Source organism: Candidatus Accumulibacter cognatus (assembly GCF_000584975.1).
GTDB lineage: Bacteria > Pseudomonadota > Gammaproteobacteria > Burkholderiales > Rhodocyclaceae > Accumulibacter > Accumulibacter cognatus.
The window spans coordinates 23,265-40,902 of record NZ_JDST02000053.1 but is presented as its reverse complement, the minus strand read 5'-3'; the positions used below and the strand labels follow the sequence as shown (position 1 = coordinate 40,902).

Genomic DNA, 17,638 nt, shown 5'->3' with positions numbered 1-17,638 from the left:
CAACGACGAGCGGCTGCACGGCCGGCGGGACGTTCATGCCGACAGTCGACATACCAGCATGTTGTTGGCAAAGGGTTTGCCCTCGTTCATCGGCAGCGTTTCGACGCAAAAGCCGAGCGTGTCGAGGAGTTCGGACCATTGCGCCAGCGTGCGCCCGTAGAGCTTCGCCAGGCGGTGGCCGCGGCAGAAGGTGACGGCGTGATCGACCCAGTTGCAGAGGTGGTAGGGGAGGCCGGCGCCGGCATCGCCGACGCGCGTGACGAACAGCCCGCCTGGCGGCAGTGCTGCCCGAATCCGCTTCAGGACGTCCTCCTGACGCGTGTGGTCGATGTAATGCAGCGCGTCGAGGATGGTGACAACCTCCGCCTGGCCGAAGTCGACCGCGCACATGTCGCCTTGCCGGATGTCGACGATCGGGTGTTGCGGGCCGAAGGCGCGCCGGGCGCGTTCGACGTCCCTGGCCATCAGCTCATAACCGCGCAGGCGCAGCGGTTTCGGGGCGGCCGCCCAGTCGCTCGGCCAATGACCTTTCTCGTAGCGCGCGCGCGCCGCCAGCAGCCACGAAAACAGGCTGCCCTGGCCGCAGCCGAGGTCGAGAAAGCGCCCTTCGGCAGGAAAGATGCCGCGCCTGAGAAGTTCGCGGAAGATGCAGTCGCTGGACAGCTTGCCGCGCGCATAGTAGTAGGCGAAGTGCCCGCCGGCGCGGAAGGGGCGGCTGGCGTCGTCGAGCAGGGTGGACAGGAAGGGTTCGTTCATGCCAGGGAATGGGTCAGGGTGACGGGGTTGAGGCGACTCTCCGCGATGGCCTGCAGCAGCCGGGGCAGGACGGCGACGATCAGGGCTTCGCCGGTGGGTGCGCGCGCGGCGTGGCCGTCGTGCAGCAGCAGGATGTCGCCGGGGCCGAGACGGTGGATCAGCCGCTGGAAGACGCGCTGCGGATTACCCTCGCGGGTGTCGAAGGCGCGGCGTGTCCATGCCGCGAGTCGCAGATCGAGACGCGCCAGGACCGGGTCGAGCAGCGGGCTGCGCAGCCCCGCCGTCGGCCGGAAGAAGCGCGGCGCCTGACCGGTGATGTCGGACAGCGTGCTCTGCGCGGCCGCGATGTCGGCGTGCATGTGGCGCATGCCGAAGGCGGCGAAGGCGGATGAATGCGAGTCGCCGTGGTTCTCGACGCGGTGGCCGCGGCGGACGATTTCGCGGCAGAGCACGGGGAATCGGCGGGCGCGGCTGCCAATGCAGAAGAAACTCGCCGGCGCGCCGGCGATGTCGAGAAGGTCGAGAACACGCGGCGTGACTTCCGGGTCGGGGCCATCGTCGATGGTCAGGGCGATTTCCCGGCGTGCGCTGGCCGCGGCCGGCAGGCGTGTCAGATTGGTGCCGAGCAGGGTGCTGCGCGGCAGCAGGCCGGCCGTCGTCAGGATCAGGTGGTTGGCGGCCAGTGCCCCGAGCGCCCACGGCCAGTGGCCCGGCATCGCCAGGACGCCGAGCGCTGCTGCGCCGTGCAGGGCGAACGAGGCCTGGATGGCCGGCGAGGGATTCCAGGGTCTTGGCATGTGCTTCACGTCGGCAGGAGTCGCCGGTCGAGAAAATGTTCCCAGAGGAGCTGCCAGACAGGCCACGTGTGACCACCGGGGACGACCTGGCTGGCGGTCGACGGGAAGCAGCCGGCGATCTTCCGCAGGCCCGCGGCGAAGCGGTCTTCGGCCCCATAGCCGACGAAGACCGGGAAGTCGGCTGGTGGTTTCTGCAGCCATTGCCAGACGCGAAATTCGCAGTCGGCGAGTTGCTCGGCAGAGGGTTGCCAGTGGGCCAGCCCGCCAGCGTCGGCGATGGCATCGGCGGTTAGCCGGCTGCCAGGGTAGGGGGCGAGCAGGCAGAGGCCATCGACGCTGCCCGGCGAATCGGCCTGCTGACACAGCGCCAGCAGGCCGCCGAGCGAGATGCCGCCCAGCCAGAGGTTCCGGCAACCCTGCGCGCGCGCCGGCGACAGGATTTCTTCCTGCAGTGCGGGCAGAGCCTCGCCGCTGGAGATCATCGCCAGGTCGAGGTCTACCGCCAGGAGGTCGAGCGGCAGGCGGCGGCGCGTGATGGCGCTGAAGAAACCGGCGCTGACGAAGTCCGCCGCGTTCATGTGCGCGCCCGGCAGCAGCACCAGCCGCGTCGCTGCGCCAGTGATCCGGCCGAGGGTTCGCAGAGGTGCGCTCATGCCTGCGGTGCCGGCTGGATGAAGCAGGCCGAGAGGAGCAGTGCCAGGACCGCGCCCGGACCGACGGTGATGCCCAGCGCCTGCAGGACGGGCACCTGCGAAGTCGCCAGCGTGCCGAAACCGATCGCGGTCGTCAGGCAGGCGATGAGCATCGAGGCGACCGTCCGCGGTTCGCCAGCCAGCCGGCCGCCGAGGCGGTCGAAAAAGAGGGCGTAGTTGGAACCGATGGCGACGATCAACAGCATGCCGACCAGATGCAGCAGTTGCAGGCGGACGCCGGCCAGTTTGAGGGCGGCGGTGACCAGCAGGACCGTCAGCAGCAGTGGCATGATCACCCGCAGCACGCGGCGGGGCGAACGCAGGGTTGCGCCGAGCAGGCCAACGATGGCGACGAACCCCCCCAGCGAGAGGAGCCGTGCTTCGTCGAGGTAGTGCGCATACAGCTTGTCCACCTCGGTCTTCATGTCGATCAGCAGCGCACCGGAACCCGCCAGGGTCGCGCGCAAGGCTTCGGCGTCGAGCGCGCGCAGGTGGTCACCGGACGGCGGCCGCAACGGCAGGAGGACGCTCCAGCCGTTGCGCCGCGGCAGCAGCAGGGCGTCCACGGCGAGCGCCAGACTGGTGCCGTGCAGCGCTTCCGGGCCGATGATCGGCGCCACGCGCGCGGCGTCGATGTCGCGCAGGAAGGGTTCGAGCTTGCTGGCGGCGAGCGGCGAATCGGCGAGCGCCAGCGGCAGACGTTCGCGCAGTTGCGCCGCCGAGGGCAGGCTGGCGCGCCGCGCGAGCTGGGTTGCCGCACTGGGCAGGAAGCGGACTGGCGAATCGTAGCCGCCGATGACGCCGGCTGCGAGCAGCCGGTCGAGTTGGGCGCCCGTACGTTCGGCGGCCTGCAGGGCCTGTTCGCGGTCGGCGGCGCTGACCACGACCAGCAGGCGGGCGTCGGGTGCGCCGAGGTCGGCGCGTAGCGCGTGGTCGATGGCCAGGTCTTCGGTGCTGGCGGTGCTCAGGGCTGCGAGTTCCTGATTCCACAAGGGGTCACGGTTGGCGATCAGACTGGCGGCGGCGAGTGTGGCGAGGACGATCAGCGGCCAGCGCAGCCGCGGCAGCCAGGCGGCGAGTCGCGCAAACGCCTGGCCGAGCGCGCTCAGGTCGCGTGGCTCGACGCCGATCGGGAGCAGTTGCGGCAGGACGAAACGCGTGACGGCGGCGGCGGTGAGCAGGCCGCTCAGCGAATACAGGCCGAGCTGGGCCAGTCCGGGAAAGCCGGACAGGAGGAGAACCGCGAAGCCGCACACCGAGGTCAGGACGCCGAGACGGATCGTCGGCCAGAAGCGGGCGCGCCAGGTTGTGGTGTCGCCACGTTCGGTCTGGACGAAATAGTAGATCGAGTAATCGACCGCCTCGCCGATGAGCGCCGAACCAAAACCGACGGTGATCCCGAAAACCGTGCCGAAGGCGAGGCTGACAGCGACCATGCCGGCCAGCGCGCCGCTGACCACCGGCAACAAGCCGAGGCTCATCAGCCTGAACGAGCGGTAGACGAAATACAGCAGGCCGGCGATGGCCAGCGTGCTGATCAGCGACAGCCTGGCGACTTCCGCCTGGATGGTCGCCCGGGCATGCACGGCAAACACCGCCGGGCCGGCAATCTGCAGGCTGGCGGCCGGCACCCCGGCGGCTGCGCGGGCGGCGGCGAATGCTTCGCGAACCACATCGAGTGCCCTGGCCTGGGCGTCGGTGTCTGAACCCAGGGCGGCGGTCTGCGCCAGCAGCACTGCCCGTTCGCCGTCGCGCGACGACCAGACGCCGGCGCGGCTGTCGGGCTGGGCGCCGGCATCGAGTCCGAGCAGCAGGCCGATCAGTTCGCCGGTCGGGTCCTGTGGCAGCAGCCGTTTGACCAGCAGGCCGGCGGGCGAAGACAGGAGGTCGATGCTCTCGGCGATCGCGGCGCGCAGGCCGGCGACCGAGAAACGTTCCGGTGTCACCGCCGGGCTGAGCAGGTAGCGATGGCGGAACAGGAATTCGCGGTCTGCGTCGAGACTGTGCGCTTCGCCGTTGCGTACGGCGATGAACTCGGGCTGGCTGGCGAGGCGCGCGCGCAGTTCGCGGGACAGCGTAGCCCGTTGCCCGGCATCTCCGCCGCTGATGCCCAGCATCAACAGTCGCGTGACGGCACCCTCCCTGAGCTGGTCGACGAGAACCTGCTGGCTGGCGCTGGGGTGTGCCGGCAGAAAGAACGACATGTCGGCCGAGAAGCGGCCATGCCAGACGATCGCAGCGCCGGCGAGCATTGCCATCGACCAGAGAACGAAGGAACGGAGGGCGGGGATGGTCACTTCTCGGAGATGTGCTCGATGCGGATCACTGCCCGGTCACCGTCGGCCTGCAGATACTCGATGCTGTGGATGCGGTTGCCTTGGCCGGCGATACTGATCTTATGAACAATGGCGGCGATCGCTTGGTCGCTTGGCAGCAGGGTGAGTGTCCAGCGCTCGCGGTTGCCGGCAAGGTGGAGCGCATAGTTCTTTTCGAGCGCCTGGCGGTTGCCGGTGAGCGCCCCGCGGATGCTGTCGACGAAGGCCCGTGCCTCCGGCTGGGCAGTCAGATCGATGCTCAGTTTCTGCTGGCCGCGCTCGATGGTCAGCCGCTCCTTGTCGAGCAGGAGCGTTTCCGGACGCGGCGTCAATTGTCGCTTTTCTAGCCGGTCGGGCGTCGTGAAGCGCATTTCGCCACTCGCTACGATTGGCCGGTCGAGCAGCGCGAGGTATTTGGTCTCGACGAAGCGCGCCTTGCCGCCGCGCGTCCGGGCAAGCTCGTCCATCAGTTGCGCCAGATCCCAGGCGGCCGCCCGCACAGGGGTGGTCAGGACCGTCAGCAACAGGGCGGCGAGCAGTCGCTTCACCGCGCCTTCCGCCAGAAGTCGAAGAAGTTGAACCAGTTGTAGGGAGCCTGCCGGCAATAGTGCTCAAGGCGGCTGACGTAGCATGCCTGCACCGCGCGCATTGCCGCCTCTCGGTCGGGCGCCGCCACCTGCGAAAAATCGGCGAGCATTTCGAAGTGGAGGCGGTAGCGGTTGCCGCCCAGATACAGCCCGGTCATGAAGAACACCGGCCGGCGCAGCATCGCTGCCACGCGGAACGGTCCGATCGGAAAGGCCGCCGGCTGGCCGAGGAAATCGTGTTCCTGCGTGGCCTCGTCGACCAGCGCGCGGTCGGCCAGCATGCCCACCAGATACCCCTTGTCGAGCTTGTCGCGTGCCTCGAGCATCGATTCCAAACGGCCGAGGGGGATGATGTCCTGACCCGCCGACGGATTGATCGCTGCCAGCGTGGCATTGATCTTGCGGGCATTTTTTTCGTACATCAGCATCGCTACCTTCAGGCCGGCGCGACCGCGGGCGACCGCGCGCAGGACTTCGAAGCTGCCGAGATGGGCGCCGACCAGCAGCGCACCCGGCTGCCTTGCCAGCGCCGCATGCAGGGCTTCGCTGCCATGCACCTCGATGTCGAACAGGTCGAAGCGATCATTGAGCAGGTAGACCCGATCATGGATCGTGCTCGCGAAGGTGAGGACGTGGCGGTAGCCGTCAGACCATTCGGCCCAACGTCCGAGTGAACGGCCAAGGTAGTTTCGACTGGCGCGCCGCGCCTGTGGAGAAAAGAACAGGAAATACAGGGCGATTCCGTAGAGCAGAAGGCGGCCAACGCGGCGGCCTAGGGTCAGGGAGATCCAGACCATCAGCCGCAGGATCGCGAGATTGCTGCGCTCCCGCTGGTGCAGCCAGGCGGCGGCGTGCTGCCCGCTGTTCATCGGCCCGGTCTCAGGTGGCCGGCGGCCACTTCGCATCCTTCAGCGAGGACGGAGAAGGCGATGCTCGTGTCCGGCCTTTCATGCAACTGGAAAGTGAGCACCTGGCCCGGGCCGACGGGACTGAAGAATTTGGTCTGGGCAATCTCCCAGACCAATGCCGGTCTGCCCAGCACGGCTTCGGCGAAGTACAGCGCGCGGTCGAGCAGAACGACGCCGGGGACGATCGGCTGGTCGGGGAAATGTCCGGAGAAGGCCGGGTGCCCGGCGGCAACGGTCCATTCGAAATCAGTGCGACGCATCGCGGGAAGTCGTCCGGCAGGATTCGTACAGCGCCTGCAGGTCGGCGCGCGGCAGTTTGCCGGTGCTGTTGCGCGGCAACGCATCGACCAGGAACAGGGGCCGTGGCAGGAAGGCCGCGTCGACCCGCTGCCGCAATCGGGCGAGCACTTGTCGCCCGGTCAGTTGCGGTGCAACGGCGAACGCGCACAGGCGCGTGATGCCGTGTGACGACGCGGTGTCGGGCTCGAAGAAAGCGCCATCGACGACGCCGGGGATGGCCGTGATCTGGTGGTCGAGGTAGGCCAGCGAGCTGCGCTTGCCGGCAATGCTGATCAGGTCGGCGTTGCGCCCCAGCAGCATGAAGCGCCCGTCGGGCAACAGCTCGATCTCGTCGGCAAGGACGACACGGCCTTCGATATGCCCTCCGAACGCGACGATCCGGTCGCCCTCCCGTTCCAGGCAGACCCCATCGAGCGGCCTCCAGGCGGGGTCCGCGAGCAGGCGCCGACTGGCTAGCTGACCGCTTTCGGTACACCCGTAGATCTCGTGCAGCGGGGCACCAAAACGGGATTCCGCTGTCATGGCGAGTTGCCGCGAGAGCGGGGCGGTGGCCGACAGCAGCCGCTCCACGGTCGGCAGTTCGACCTCGGCGGCAAGCAGCGTGCCGAGATGAAAAGGTGTGCTGACCAGGAGCCGGGGCGACGGCACGGACTGCAGCGCGCAGACAATGTCCTGTGGATAGAAGGGCTTGCCCGACCAGAACGGCGAATTACCGTGCAGGGCGAGCAGCACCGTCGATTCGAATCCGTACATGTGCTGTGCCGGCACGGTGCCGACGATGGTGTGCCGAGGTCCGTGCAGCAGACCGAGCCGGCCGGCTTCGGCGCGGGCGTTGCGGACCAGCGATCCCCAGGACTTGGCGTGTGCGACCGGTAGGCCGGTCGATCCGGAGGTGTAGGCGATGATCGCCACCCGTTCGGCGGAGATGTCGGGGATTCGGGCGAAGGCTTCGGAGGGAGCTGCCAGTCGATCGGGGAAGTCGACTCGCGGCAGGTCGAGACTGTCGAAAGCGCTGTCGCAGAGGCAGAAGACGTCGGGATGCTGGTGCCGGATCTGGCGCAGCGTTTCGACCGATTGGGACGACGGCTGCAGACTCGTGCGCTCTCCAAGCAGGCCAGCCGCCAGGCCGACGCTGAAGCGATAGCGGTCCTGGCAGAGGTTCAGAAAATACTGGCTGGTCGGCAGGATCGTGGCCAGTGCCGACGCGCTGGCGAGGAAGTCGCGCACGGTCGCCGGGCCGTCGGGCAGGTAGGCAAGGATGTCGTCGAGGCTGGTGTGCCCGAGCAGCGGCACCGCGCTCATCGGTCGTTCGCCAGTGAACCCGGTTGGCGTGCCTCACGATAGCCACGGATGGTGTCGGCAATCCGGGTACGATCCGCCGGTGGCAAGACACGATGTCGGACCAGATACTCGCCGGCAAACATCAGGCCCAGGAGGGGCATGGTCAGAAGATTGGCAAAGGTTGACCAGACGATCGGCGATGCCAACAGGAAGAGGGCGGTCGACAGGCCCGCAGTCATCCCGAAATAGACAGTCCAGGCGATGGTCACCTGCCGCGTGTAGCGCACCTGGGCGTCCGAAACGACGCCGTGGTGGGCCAGACGGGCGAAGCGGGTGACCAGCGGCTCGCCCTGGCCGATCAGGCTGCGTCCGAACAGCAGGCCAAGTGCCAGGTTGGTGCCCGCGTGCTGGAGGTAATACAGGAGGGCAACATTGTGCCGTAGCGCCTGCCATTGCCAGGCGAGGATGAGGGTCGCAGCCAGTCCGCCGGTTGCCGGCAGCCCCCGTTGCCGCGGGTCCACCCGCCACAGCAGGAGGACGACGACGGCCACGATCGGCGCGCTGGCCACGGCCACGGCCAGATCGGAGGCACTCTCGCCGGCGCTGGTCTCGTGCGCGAGCCATGTCCAGGCGATCAACAGCCCGGCCAGGCTGCTCACGCGCAGGAGGTTGGCCGGGGTGATCACGGTCATTTCGTTCGTTGGCTGGCGATGTGCGCTGCCAGCGTACGCAAGGACGAGAAGATGCGCACGTTGTCGTCGTTGTCCGAACGCAACTGAAAACCATAGCGCTTCGAGACGACCAGCGCGACCTCAAGGACGTCGATCGAATCCAGCCCAAGTCCTTCTCCGAACAGCGGCGCATCCGGTTCGATGTTCCCCGGATCGAGATCCAGATTGAGCGCCGAGACGATCAGGTCGGCGACTTCCGCCAGGAGGGTTTCGGCTGTGAGGGTGCTGGTTTCTTGGGACATCACGTTTTTCCCGTGGAGTTATTGCGAGGCGGCGCGAAAGGCGAGCACCGCGTTGCTGCCGCCGAATGCGAAGGAATTCGAAAGTGCCGTACTGAGTGGCTGATCACGTCGGGTGACGCTGACATGGTCGACGCCAGCACATGCCGGATCGATCGTATCGAGGTGAGCAGTGGGTGGAATGGCCTGCTCGCGCAGGGACAGAATGGTGACGATGGCCTCGATGGCCCCTGCGGCACCGAGCAGATGACCGTGCATCGACTTCGTGCCGCTGACTGCGGGTCTCGTCCCGCCATCGCCAAAGACCGCTCGGATCGCTTCGACCTCCACCGGGTCGCCTTCGATGGTTGCCGTTCCGTGCGCATTGATGTAGTCGACATCACTTGGGTTCAGGGCGGCATCGTCGAGCGCCGCGCGCAGCGCACGGATCTGGCCGTCGGCCTCAGGACGGACCAGATGCGCATGGTCGCAGGTGCTGCCATAACCGATGAGTTCCCCGTGAATGCGTGCTCCTCGCCTGTGCGCATGTTCCCAGTCCTCGAGTACCAGGGCAGCACCACCCTCACCAAGCACGAGCCCGTCCCGGTCTTCACTGAAAGGCCGGCAGGCGACGGGAGCCGTCTTCTCGTCACCGCTGGCCAGTACGCGCAAGGCATCCCAGGCACGCGCCACGCCGTAGGCCTGCGGTACGTCCGAACCCCCGGTCAGCATGATCGGCGCCTCACCACTGCGCACCCGTCGGAACGCCTCGCCGATGGCGATGCTCGAAGAAGCACAGGCGACGGTATGGCTCATGCTGACGCCGCCCAGCCCAAGCTGGATCGAAATGTGGGCATTGGCCGCGTTATTCATGCCGAGAATGACGGAGAGCGGCGAAATCCGTTCGCGGCCCTTTTGCCACAGCTCCTTGTAACCCTTTTCATAGGCCAGTGTGCCACCCAGGGCCGTTCCCCAGGAGACGCCCCAGCGCTCGCGGCTTTCGGCGTTTTGCCGCCGGTCGAGGCCGGCATCGTCCCAGGCCGCGAACGCGGCAGCCGTCCCCAACTGGGCGAAGCGGTCCATCGTTCCCGCCAGTGCCTTGCCGAGTACCGCACTGGCCTGAAAACCGGGGCAGGCGACGAAAGGGATGGCCAAGGCCCGCGGCAGCTCGTCGAGACGGAGGAGGCGAACCGCCGATTCGCCGCTCAGAATGCGCTGGAAGAAGTCCGCAAGACTATCGCCAAACGGGCTGACCAGGCCCAACCCTGTGATGGCAACGCGACGCCGGCTCATGACTCAAGACTGATGTTCGCCGCGCAGCCGATCCATCAGGCCTGCCATTTCGCCAACGGTTCGCGGAGTCTTCAGATCCCTTGCAAGGGTGATGCCGAAGCGTTCCTCGAATTCGAACATCAGTTCGAGAACCATGAACGAATCGACCCCCAGGTCGTCCAGAAGCGCATCCGAAGTGATCTTCACCGCTTCGACACCGAGTCGTTCTTGCAGGAATTCGCGTATCACTGAAAGGGAGTCCATAATTTTTCGATTCTATCCGATTGTTGCCATCCCGCCAACGCTTTGCCATGGGTAAATCCGTTCAACGCCAGCCGGCTCTCCTCTGAGGAAATCGGTTGGCAAGCATGAATAAATGGCGATCCTGGAAGTCTCCAGATCTTGTGATAGAGTCCCTCCCCATGCCCCGCGTTGAATCTGCTGATCGTCGAGTCGCCGGCCCTGACGTGGCGCTGACCCAGCGCGTCCTGCTCTGGCTCGCGTATGTCGCCTTCGTCATCTATGGCAGCCTGGTGCCACTGGATTTTCGTCTGCTGCCGTTTGATCAGGCCTGGGCGACCTTCAAGCAGTTACCCATGTTGAAACTCGGCGTCGAGAGCCGGGCCGACTGGATCGCCAATGGCGTGCTCTATGTTCCCGTGGGCTTTCTTAGCGTGGCCCTTTTTGGCTGGAACAAGGGTTTGCGGGCGCGCTTTCCCTTGCTCGTCGGCACGGCGTGTTTCTGCTTTGCGCTGGCGCTGGCGGTGGAGTTTGCCCAGTTGTACTTTCCTCCGCGAACGGTCTCCCGCAACGACGTGATCGCCGAGCTCATCGGCAGTGTCGTGGGGATCGCGCTGGCCTTCCATTGGTCGGCGTGGTTTCGCAAAGTGCTTGCTGCCCTGAGCGGGAACCTGGGCCAGCTGGCCGGCCGCGCCCTACAGGCCTACGCGGTCGCCTACCTGTTGTTCAGCCTGTTTCCCTTCGATTTTCTGCTGTCGAAAGCCGAACTGGTGGCCAAGGTGCAGTCCGATGCCTGGGGTTGGTTGTTTGCCGAACAGGGCACAGGTCGCGGCCCGGTCATTCTGATCGCCAAGTTAACCGCCGAGATGCTTGCCGTCCTTCCCCTGGGCTTCATCCTCGGCCGCTGGAACCTCGCCAGAGAGCGTCCTGCGACCCAGCATGCCGTACTCTATGGCATTGTCCTGGGGGTGGCCATCGAAACAGCGCAGTTCTTCATTTTCTCGGGCTCCAGCCAGGGCGTCTCGCTGCTGACCCGCGCCATCGGCATGTATGGCGGCGCTCGTCTCTGGCAAGACCGGATTTCCCTGCATGATCTCCATCTCCAGCCCAGGAGCAGGAAGCTGGCCTTGCCACTCGGTCTGCTTTACCTGCTCGCTCTGGTGGCGGTAAACGGTTGGTTCGATCATGCCTGGCACGGCGAGGCGGTCGCCAGCCGTACGCTGGCCGAGGCCCGCTTCCTGCCATTCTATTATCATTACTACACCACCGAGCACGCCGCCCTGATCAGTCTGGTATCGGTGGCCTTGATGTACGCCCCGATCGGGGTGCTGGCCTGGCTGCGCTGGTGGTCGCCGGCCGCGGCACTGTGGGTCGCCGCCCTGGCCGCGACCGGCATCGAGTCGAGCAAACTCTTTCTTGCCCACCACCCGGACCCGACCAATCTCCTGATCGGTGCCATCGCGGCCTGGTCGGTCAGCAAGCTTCTACAAGGCCTGGAGCAGGCCTCGGTGGCAACCCGGCAGGCCGGCCTCACGGTCGTGACCCGGCCAGTGATCCGGATTGACGAGAAGGCGTCGGCGGGCAGCGCCGGCCACGCTTCGAGGCGCGCCTGCCTGGCCCTGGCCACGATCCTGGCGGTGGCGGCCTGGATCGTCATCGACTTCCCTTTCTATCCCGGATTGCTCGCGCTGCTGCTGCTGTGCTACGCGGCACTGCTCTGGTTCCAGCCTGGCTTGCTCTGGGCAGCGATTCCGGCCGCCATCCCGCTGCTCGATCTGGCCCCCTGGAGCGGGCGTTATTACCTGGATGAATTCGATTTTCTGGTCATCGTCAGCCTGGCGGTCGGTTACGCCCGCGTTCGGCCGGCGCCCAAGGGTTCCTGCCGCGATCTGCCGGGTCTGGCAGTGGCCTGCCTGCTGGCTTTGACCTTTACCGTCAGCACGCTGTACGCCGTGCTTCCGATGGCGCTGCCCGATGTCAACAGCTTCTCCAGCTACTACAGCCCATTCAATGCCCTGCGCATTGCCAGAGGGGCGTTGTGGGCACTGCTGCTGTTCGCCCTGATGCACCGCTTCACCGCTGCGGGTCAGGATGTTCGCCCGGTATTCGCGGCCGGCATGGGGGTGGGACTCGCCGGGACGATCGCAGTGGTGATCTGGGAACGCATGCTCTTTCCCGGACTTCTCAATTTCACCGATACCTACCGGGTCACCGGACCCTTTTCCCAGATGCATACCGGCGGTGCCGATATCGAAGCGTATCTGACGGCTGCGCTGCCTTTTGCCTTGCTGCCCATGGTGCAGGCCCGTTCGCTCGCCGCGCGGCTGGCGAGTGGATTGCTGCTGCTCGGCGCCAGCTATGCCATCATGGTGACCTTTTCACGAGCAGGGTATGCCGGCTTCGCTTTGGCCCTGATCATCGCCTGCCTGCTGATCCTGCCATCGCGCTGGCCGAGCGCCGCGCGCAACACGGCCAGGGACCCTGCGCCGGCGCCCATGCAAGAAGCGCGGGCGTCCGGCCCCGGCGCTCTTCGATCCAGGGTCTATCGATGGGCAGCGGCTGGGCTACTGTTAGCCCTGGCCGCGGCGGTGGCCGTTCCGATCTACAGCGGTGCCTTTGCGCAGCAGCGAATCTCGGCCATCGGCCATGATCTGGCCGCGCGCCGGGACCATTGGGCGGATACCCTGGCCATGCGCGACCCAGGGCTGATCACCGCCCTGCTGGGAATGGGAGTCGGCCGCTTCCCGGAAACCCACTACTGGCGCAGCAGCGAGCCCAGGGCGACCAGTTACCGCCTCGAAAGCGAGCATGGCAATACCTTCCTGCGGCTCGGCACGGGCAATCCCCTGTACATGGAACAATTCATTCGCATCGCACCCGGTGAGGAATACACGCTGCAGCTCGACATTCGCGGCCCCCAGGCGGGGAAGGGGGTTTCCGTCTCCCTGTGCGAGAAACTCCTGCTCACCTCGGGGCTTTGCATATTCAAGACGGCCGATATTGCCGAAGGGGACGGACAATGGCAGTCACAGCAGTTTCGCCTGTCCAGTGGCGAACTCGGCAGCGGCGGGTGGCTGGCACGGCGGCCGGTCAAGCTATCGCTTGCCAATGCATCGCAGGGCCGTGTGGACATCGATAATGTCCGTCTGCTGGCCGCAGACGGAACTCAGGTCAGTCACAACGGCGACTTCGAACAGGGGCTCGATCGATGGTTTTTCAGCGTCGACCAGGACCTGCCCTGGCATGTCTGGAGCATGCCGGTGGCCATCCTGTTCGACCAGGGCTGGCTCGGCCTCGTGGCCATGGCGGGCCTGATCGGGCTGGGGATGACACGCACCAGCCGCCGCGCATGGACGGGTGATGTCTGGGCTGGCGCCTTTCTGGCCGCACTGTCGGGGGTCCTGGTGATCACGCTCCTCGATACGCTCATCGACGCGCCGCGATTCCTTCTGCTGCTGTTGCTGCTGACCTGGGTGGGGTGGGCTGGCGAAAGCAGGTCGGCTCGGGGGGCGCCGTGAGCGTGATTGCTGCCCGATATCGGTTCGATCGGGCCGGAAATCACCATGTGCTGGCAAGGTTCCCGAGCACTTCGGGGCCTGCTATGTGTCGGAGATTTTTACACTTACAAGCGGCAAGGAACCGGCTTCCATGATAATCATTTGATTGTACTGATGTTTTATAACGGGCACGAATAATGCTTCAAAATGATGTCTGTCTTGTAATCCCATATGGAAGGGTCGAACATGAAACGATCTCGTGCAAATTTGCTTTACGCCATTTCGGCGGCCGGCCTGCTGGGCCTTTCGCTCCCGGCATCGGCCGACTTCAGCGGTTACTACGGTGTCCCCGGTAGCTGGACGCTCACCAATTCCTGCGCTTCTCCTAGCGAGTGTGGAACAGGCTCCTACACTTCGGGCGCTCCGGCCTCGGTCACGGTGATCGGCTCCGACGTGATTGGCGCTGGCGCGGGGGTTCCGTTCTCTTCACTGACCAGTTTCACCATTATTGCCGGGGGGGCTGGGTTGGTCCACTTCGACTGGAGTTACGAAACGCTCGACGTAGGCGATCCCTTATCGACACCACCTGTACCCAGTGCGTTTTTTGATACCGCCGGTTATCTATTGAACGGCAGTACGGTCCAGGTGACCGATCTCTCTGGTGCAGCCAGCCAGAGCGGTTCTTTTGATTTCTCCGTTGCCGCGGGGGACGTGTTCGGCTTCTACGTCGAGACGATCGACAATCTTGGGGGGGCCGCGATGATCACGATCTCGAACTTTCGGGCCCCGCTACCGCCTCCTCCTCCGCCGGGACTACCGGAACCCTATTCCATCGCCCTCCTCGCTTTAGGTTTGGTCGGTGTGGCGGCATCGCGCAAGCGAAGGACGGTCTGATTGATTGGTTTCAATCCTGGTATGAGCAAGAACACCTCGCCGCCCAGACCGTCCCGAACCGGTTGCGGCGGCGGCCGGGAAATGCCGACCAACAAAGCGCATGGCGCTTGCTCTTTGCCGTTTCGGCCGCGAATCGCATTGTGCTGCAGCCACCCATGTCAGGGCCTGGCACTGGCCTGACCCGCTCTGGCCAAGTAAAATAGCCGCCATCTTTCTTGACAGCGACCAAACCTCGTCGGCTGAGCATTTTTCATTTGAGAAACCATCCCGTCCCATTTCATTCCTTAAGGTCATTGCGATGAAAACTTTGATTGTTGGAGTCACTCTCGGTGTTGCCTTAGCCGGCTTTTCACAAGGTGTGCTGGCGGGGTGTAGCACTGGACGCGTCAATGAGCCAGCGCTCACCACCTTGTTGAGAGACAATACCGTGTGTGTTCCGCCGGTTACCGTGGCCACCATGCAATGGCAGGAGCTTCATCAGTCCGGAGGCAAGCTGATCGACTACAAGCGAGGTCCCTCTGACAAAGTCGATCCTTCGGCAGAGGTGGGTAGCTGGACGGTGACAGGCTCGAACCGTGGAGCTTTCGTCACGCACGACTATGGCCACGGCCATGTCTACACCTACTCGGTCTTTAACAACGGCGATGGAACGCACAGCTTCTGCAGCGGTGGGGCCGAGATCAAGGCCAGGATCAAGCTGGGTGGCGGCCCCTGTTGAGGGGTCACTGGCGGCACGGACCGCGTCCCGGGGAGGTCTGAATCTCAAGTCCTGACCAGACTGCCGATGGCCATGCCTCTATGATGTGAAAGTCGTGTCAGCGACTCATGAGTCTCCATTTGCCACTCGCAGGGCAAAAGCGGTGTTCTTCGGAGCACTGCTGCGTGCCGCCGCACGCCGGCCCGCACTGCAGCGCGGGTCGTGGGAGGAGTTGGGGGAGAGGGCAAAGGTCATCACTTTCATGATCGGGGGTGTCTGGATTAGTCATGGACGTTAGCCACCACTTCCTGCCCGAAGTCAAAGCGCAGTACGAGGCGCAACCCTATCCGGCCCGCGATCCCGCCCACGAAGGCAGGCGCTTGCTGCAGACCTGGCTCGACGACCTGCCGATGGTCAACCACTACTGCTTTGCCGGCCGGCAAACGTTCCGCGATCATTTCCGGGTGTTGGTTGCCGGTGGCGGCACCGGCGACGCGACCATTTTCCTGGCCGAACAACTCAAGGGTACTGATGCACGCATCGTGCATCTGGACATCAGCCAGGCTAGCCTGACGATTGCGCGGGAACGCGCACGGGTACGCGGGCTGGACAATATCGAATGGATCGGGGATTCACTGCTCAACCTGCCCCGCCTGGCGCTGGAGCCTTTCGACTACATCAATTGCTGTGGCGTGTTGCATCACCTGGCCGATCCGAATGCCGGCCTGGAGGCGCTGCGCGCCGTTCTCAAGCCCGATGGCTCGATCGCCCTGATGCTGTATGCGAGGGCCGGTCGCACAGGCGTCTACCAGATGCAGGAACTGCTGCGCATGGTCAACGACGGTGAATCCGACCTGGAACGCAAGATCGCCAACACCCGGCAGATCCTGGACAGCCTGCCGGCCAGCAACTGGTTCCGGCGTGCAGAAGACCTCTACCATGACCATCGGCAGGGCGATGCCGGTCTGGTCGACCTGCTGCTGCATCCACAGGATCGCGCCTATTCCGTAGATGAACTGTTCGACTGGCTGGCGCGGGACGCCGATGGGAACGGCCACGGCCTGCACCTGCAATTCACCGACGTGCAACGCGGCCGCGCACCTTATCTGCCGCACATGGTGCTGGGCGTGAAACCGCCAGACATCCTGCGTGCGCTGCGCCAGTTGCCGCGCCGGCGGCAATATGCCATCGCCGAGTTGCTGGGTGGCAGCATCACGATGCACGTGCTCTACGCAACCTCCAGCCCGGCCAGCACCGCGCCGTATGGTCATGCCGAATACATCCCTTTCTTCTTTCATGAGCCGCTCGATGGCGAAACCGCCGCGCGGGTATTCGGCAGTGGCCGCGGCCAGCCGTTTCTGCTGCATCACCAGCATTCCGGCGTCGCGCTGACCGTCAATCCCGGCCGCTACGGGCCGCAGATCCTGCGCCTGATCGATGGCCGGCGCAGTTTCGGCGAGATCTTCGAACGCTTCCGCCGCGACTGGCACGGCAAGGCTCAGGCGCCGGACGACAGCGCCCTGTTCGCGGATTTCTCCGAGACCTACGACACGCTCAATACCATTGAACGCTTGCTGTTGCGGCATCCGTCGGCCGATCCGGCATCTGCCGGCCGATAGGGTGGAATCCGCCCCGATTTGCGCAGCGCATATCCGGGCTGCCTGTGACGAGTGTGAACATTGACAGTGTCCATCCGGCACGCAGATACTACCTTCCCACGGGTGACTTTCCGTCCATGGATCCGCCGATGTTGGAAGACTACCGTTACTGGAAGGATCTGGACTACACCCCGGCGAGCCGCGATGTCGTGCCCGCTTCTTTGGCCGGGCGAGTCCATGCCGGGCAACGGGCGCTGGACGTTGGCTGTCATCACGGCGCGGCGAGCTTCTTCATGGCGTCGATCGGTTTGCGGGTGCTGGGTATCGATATCAATCCGCGGGCCGTCGAAGTGGCCCGGCGGCAAAGACCAATGAGCACAGCCGGGCGTTGGCCCGAGTTCGTCGTTGCCGACTTTCTGGCCGATCGCTTTGCCGAGCCGGCGAGCTTCGACGTCGTCGTCCTTAACCGCTTTCTCACCTGCCTGCCGGCGTTTCCGGATTGGCAAAGCGGCCTCGAACGGGCACAGGATCTCCTGGTCGATGGAGGAGTCATCTACGTCAATGATTTTCTCCTCATGCCGGCGTGTGATCACAATCGCAGCCGGTACGTGCAGGGCCATGCGAGCGGAGGGCGCTGGGGCAACTTCGCGGTCTTCGATGAACAGGAGCAGGCCAGCTTTGTTGCTCATCACCACAGCGCGCAGGAACTGCGACGGATCGCAGCACCCTATCGGCTGGCCTGTCTGCGGCGCTACTCGACGCGCTCACGGAACGGATACCCGAGCCGGATGTTCGAACTGATCGGCGTGCTGGAAGCACGTCCGCTCCGGATCGGCTGACCAGCGCTGGCCAGGG

Annotated in this window: 17 protein-coding genes; 5 read left to right on the top strand and 12 right to left on the bottom strand. The window is 65.1% G+C overall.

The window, feature by feature from the left end; translation table 11 throughout:
- Positions 1–33 precede the first annotated feature (33 nt).
- Genes AW06_RS10515 through AW06_RS10460 form a run of 12 tightly spaced genes read right to left on the bottom strand, consistent with a single transcriptional unit; the run spans position 34 to position 10,121 of the window.
- Positions 34–756 carry a methyltransferase domain-containing protein gene (locus tag AW06_RS10515; protein WP_034949518.1) on the bottom strand — a complete coding sequence of 241 codons (723 nt, stop codon included), beginning with the start codon at positions 754–756 and terminating at the stop codon, positions 34–36.
- Positions 753–1,553 carry a polysaccharide deacetylase family protein gene (locus tag AW06_RS10510; RefSeq protein ID WP_034949516.1) on the bottom strand — a complete coding sequence of 267 codons (801 nt, stop codon included), beginning with the start codon at positions 1,551–1,553 and terminating at the stop codon, positions 753–755. The genes AW06_RS10515 and AW06_RS10510 overlap by 4 nt, the downstream gene beginning before the upstream one ends.
- Before the next feature lie 5 nt (positions 1,554–1,558).
- Positions 1,559–2,206, bottom strand: a complete 648-nt coding sequence (locus AW06_RS10505) for a hypothetical protein (protein WP_034949513.1) — start codon at positions 2,204–2,206, stop codon at positions 1,559–1,561.
- On the bottom strand, positions 2,203–4,542 hold the full coding sequence (locus tag AW06_RS10500; RefSeq protein ID WP_034949511.1) for a membrane protein: 2,340 nt from the start codon (positions 4,540–4,542) through the stop codon (positions 2,203–2,205). The genes AW06_RS10505 and AW06_RS10500 overlap by 4 nt, the downstream gene beginning before the upstream one ends.
- On the bottom strand, positions 4,539–5,108 hold the full coding sequence (locus AW06_RS10495) for a LolA-related protein (protein WP_034949508.1): 570 nt from the start codon (positions 5,106–5,108) through the stop codon (positions 4,539–4,541). The genes AW06_RS10500 and AW06_RS10495 overlap by 4 nt, the downstream gene beginning before the upstream one ends.
- Positions 5,105–6,016 carry an acyl-CoA synthetase gene (locus AW06_RS10490; protein ID WP_138677798.1) on the bottom strand — a complete coding sequence of 304 codons (912 nt, stop codon included), beginning with the start codon at positions 6,014–6,016 and terminating at the stop codon, positions 5,105–5,107. Before AW06_RS10490 ends, AW06_RS10495 begins: the two co-directional genes overlap by 4 nt.
- On the bottom strand, positions 6,013–6,315 hold the full coding sequence (locus tag AW06_RS10485; RefSeq protein WP_034949563.1) for a dehydratase: 303 nt from the start codon (positions 6,313–6,315) through the stop codon (positions 6,013–6,015). The genes AW06_RS10490 and AW06_RS10485 overlap by 4 nt, the downstream gene beginning before the upstream one ends.
- A complete protein-coding gene (locus AW06_RS10480) occupies positions 6,302–7,657 on the bottom strand; it encodes an AMP-binding protein (protein WP_034949505.1) in 1,356 nt (451 codons plus the stop codon). The genes AW06_RS10485 and AW06_RS10480 overlap by 14 nt, the downstream gene beginning before the upstream one ends.
- On the bottom strand, positions 7,654–8,328 hold the full coding sequence (locus AW06_RS10475) for a hypothetical protein (RefSeq protein WP_034949503.1): 675 nt from the start codon (positions 8,326–8,328) through the stop codon (positions 7,654–7,656). Before AW06_RS10475 ends, AW06_RS10480 begins: the two co-directional genes overlap by 4 nt.
- Entirely contained in the window at positions 8,325–8,609 is a 285-nt protein-coding gene (locus tag AW06_RS10470) for a phosphopantetheine-binding protein (RefSeq protein WP_034949500.1), read from the bottom strand. The genes AW06_RS10475 and AW06_RS10470 overlap by 4 nt, the downstream gene beginning before the upstream one ends.
- Before the next feature lie 18 nt (positions 8,610–8,627).
- Positions 8,628–9,878, bottom strand: coding sequence for a beta-ketoacyl-[acyl-carrier-protein] synthase family protein (locus tag AW06_RS10465; RefSeq protein ID WP_034949497.1), 1,251 nt, complete (start codon positions 9,876–9,878; stop codon positions 8,628–8,630).
- A 3-nt stretch (positions 9,879–9,881) separates the two neighbouring features.
- The gene (locus tag AW06_RS10460; protein ID WP_034949496.1) at positions 9,882–10,121 is read right to left on the bottom strand and encodes an acyl carrier protein; all 240 of its coding nucleotides are present in this window, start codon (positions 10,119–10,121) and stop codon (positions 9,882–9,884) included.
- 158 nt (positions 10,122–10,279) lie between these two features.
- Here AW06_RS10460 and AW06_RS10455 point away from each other — a divergent pair, with 158 nt between their 5' ends.
- The 5 genes from AW06_RS10455 to AW06_RS10435 all read left to right on the top strand — a co-directional run bounded on the left by AW06_RS10455 (position 10,280) and on the right by AW06_RS10435 (position 17,622).
- Complete coding sequence (locus tag AW06_RS10455) at positions 10,280–13,615, top strand: VanZ family protein (protein WP_273704595.1); 3,336 nt, start codon at positions 10,280–10,282, stop codon at positions 13,613–13,615.
- Positions 13,616–13,840: 225 nt separating this feature from the next.
- The gene (locus tag AW06_RS10450; RefSeq protein WP_273704594.1) at positions 13,841–14,488 is read left to right on the top strand and encodes a PEP-CTERM sorting domain-containing protein; all 648 of its coding nucleotides are present in this window, start codon (positions 13,841–13,843) and stop codon (positions 14,486–14,488) included.
- Between the two features lie 100 nt (positions 14,489–14,588).
- Positions 14,589–15,206 (top strand): hypothetical protein, encoded by a 618-nt coding sequence (locus tag AW06_RS20385; protein ID WP_273704593.1) that lies wholly within the window; start codon positions 14,589–14,591, stop codon positions 15,204–15,206.
- A 266-nt stretch (positions 15,207–15,472) separates the two neighbouring features.
- Positions 15,473–16,804, top strand: coding sequence for a class I SAM-dependent methyltransferase (locus AW06_RS10440; protein WP_034949493.1), 1,332 nt, complete (start codon positions 15,473–15,475; stop codon positions 16,802–16,804).
- 128 nt (positions 16,805–16,932) lie between these two features.
- The gene (locus AW06_RS10435) at positions 16,933–17,622 is read left to right on the top strand and encodes a class I SAM-dependent methyltransferase (protein WP_034949491.1); all 690 of its coding nucleotides are present in this window, start codon (positions 16,933–16,935) and stop codon (positions 17,620–17,622) included.
- Positions 17,623–17,638: the final 16 nt, after the last annotated feature.

What these genes read in the sequence shown, in the direction of transcription:
- AW06_RS10480 (WP_034949505.1), bottom strand. Translation starts at nt 7,657, where the DNA reads ATGAGCGCGGTGCCGCTGCTCGGGCACACCAGCCTCGACGACATCCTT.
- AW06_RS20385 (WP_273704593.1), top strand. Translation starts at nt 14,589, where the DNA reads ATGGCGCTTGCTCTTTGCCGTTTCGGCCGCGAATCGCATTGTGCTGCA.
- AW06_RS10515 (WP_034949518.1), bottom strand. Translation starts at nt 756, where the DNA reads ATGAACGAACCCTTCCTGTCCACCCTGCTCGACGACGCCAGCCGCCCC.
- AW06_RS10435 (WP_034949491.1), top strand. Translation starts at nt 16,933, where the DNA reads ATGTTGGAAGACTACCGTTACTGGAAGGATCTGGACTACACCCCGGCG.
- AW06_RS10475 (WP_034949503.1), bottom strand. Translation starts at nt 8,328, where the DNA reads ATGACCGTGATCACCCCGGCCAACCTCCTGCGCGTGAGCAGCCTGGCC.
- AW06_RS10505 (WP_034949513.1), bottom strand. Translation starts at nt 2,206, where the DNA reads ATGAGCGCACCTCTGCGAACCCTCGGCCGGATCACTGGCGCAGCGACG.
- AW06_RS10510 (WP_034949516.1), bottom strand. Translation starts at nt 1,553, where the DNA reads ATGCCAAGACCCTGGAATCCCTCGCCGGCCATCCAGGCCTCGTTCGCC.
- AW06_RS10460 (WP_034949496.1), bottom strand. Translation starts at nt 10,121, where the DNA reads ATGGACTCCCTTTCAGTGATACGCGAATTCCTGCAAGAACGACTCGGT.
- AW06_RS10490 (WP_138677798.1), bottom strand. Translation starts at nt 6,016, where the DNA reads ATGAACAGCGGGCAGCACGCCGCCGCCTGGCTGCACCAGCGGGAGCGC.
- AW06_RS10470 (WP_034949500.1), bottom strand. Translation starts at nt 8,609, where the DNA reads ATGTCCCAAGAAACCAGCACCCTCACAGCCGAAACCCTCCTGGCGGAA.
- AW06_RS10455 (WP_273704595.1), top strand. Translation starts at nt 10,280, where the DNA reads ATGCCCCGCGTTGAATCTGCTGATCGTCGAGTCGCCGGCCCTGACGTG.
- AW06_RS10450 (WP_273704594.1), top strand. Translation starts at nt 13,841, where the DNA reads ATGAAACGATCTCGTGCAAATTTGCTTTACGCCATTTCGGCGGCCGGC.
- AW06_RS10440 (WP_034949493.1), top strand. Translation starts at nt 15,473, where the DNA reads ATGGACGTTAGCCACCACTTCCTGCCCGAAGTCAAAGCGCAGTACGAG.
- AW06_RS10465 (WP_034949497.1), bottom strand. Translation starts at nt 9,878, where the DNA reads ATGAGCCGGCGTCGCGTTGCCATCACAGGGTTGGGCCTGGTCAGCCCG.
- AW06_RS10485 (WP_034949563.1), bottom strand. Translation starts at nt 6,315, where the DNA reads ATGCGTCGCACTGATTTCGAATGGACCGTTGCCGCCGGGCACCCGGCC.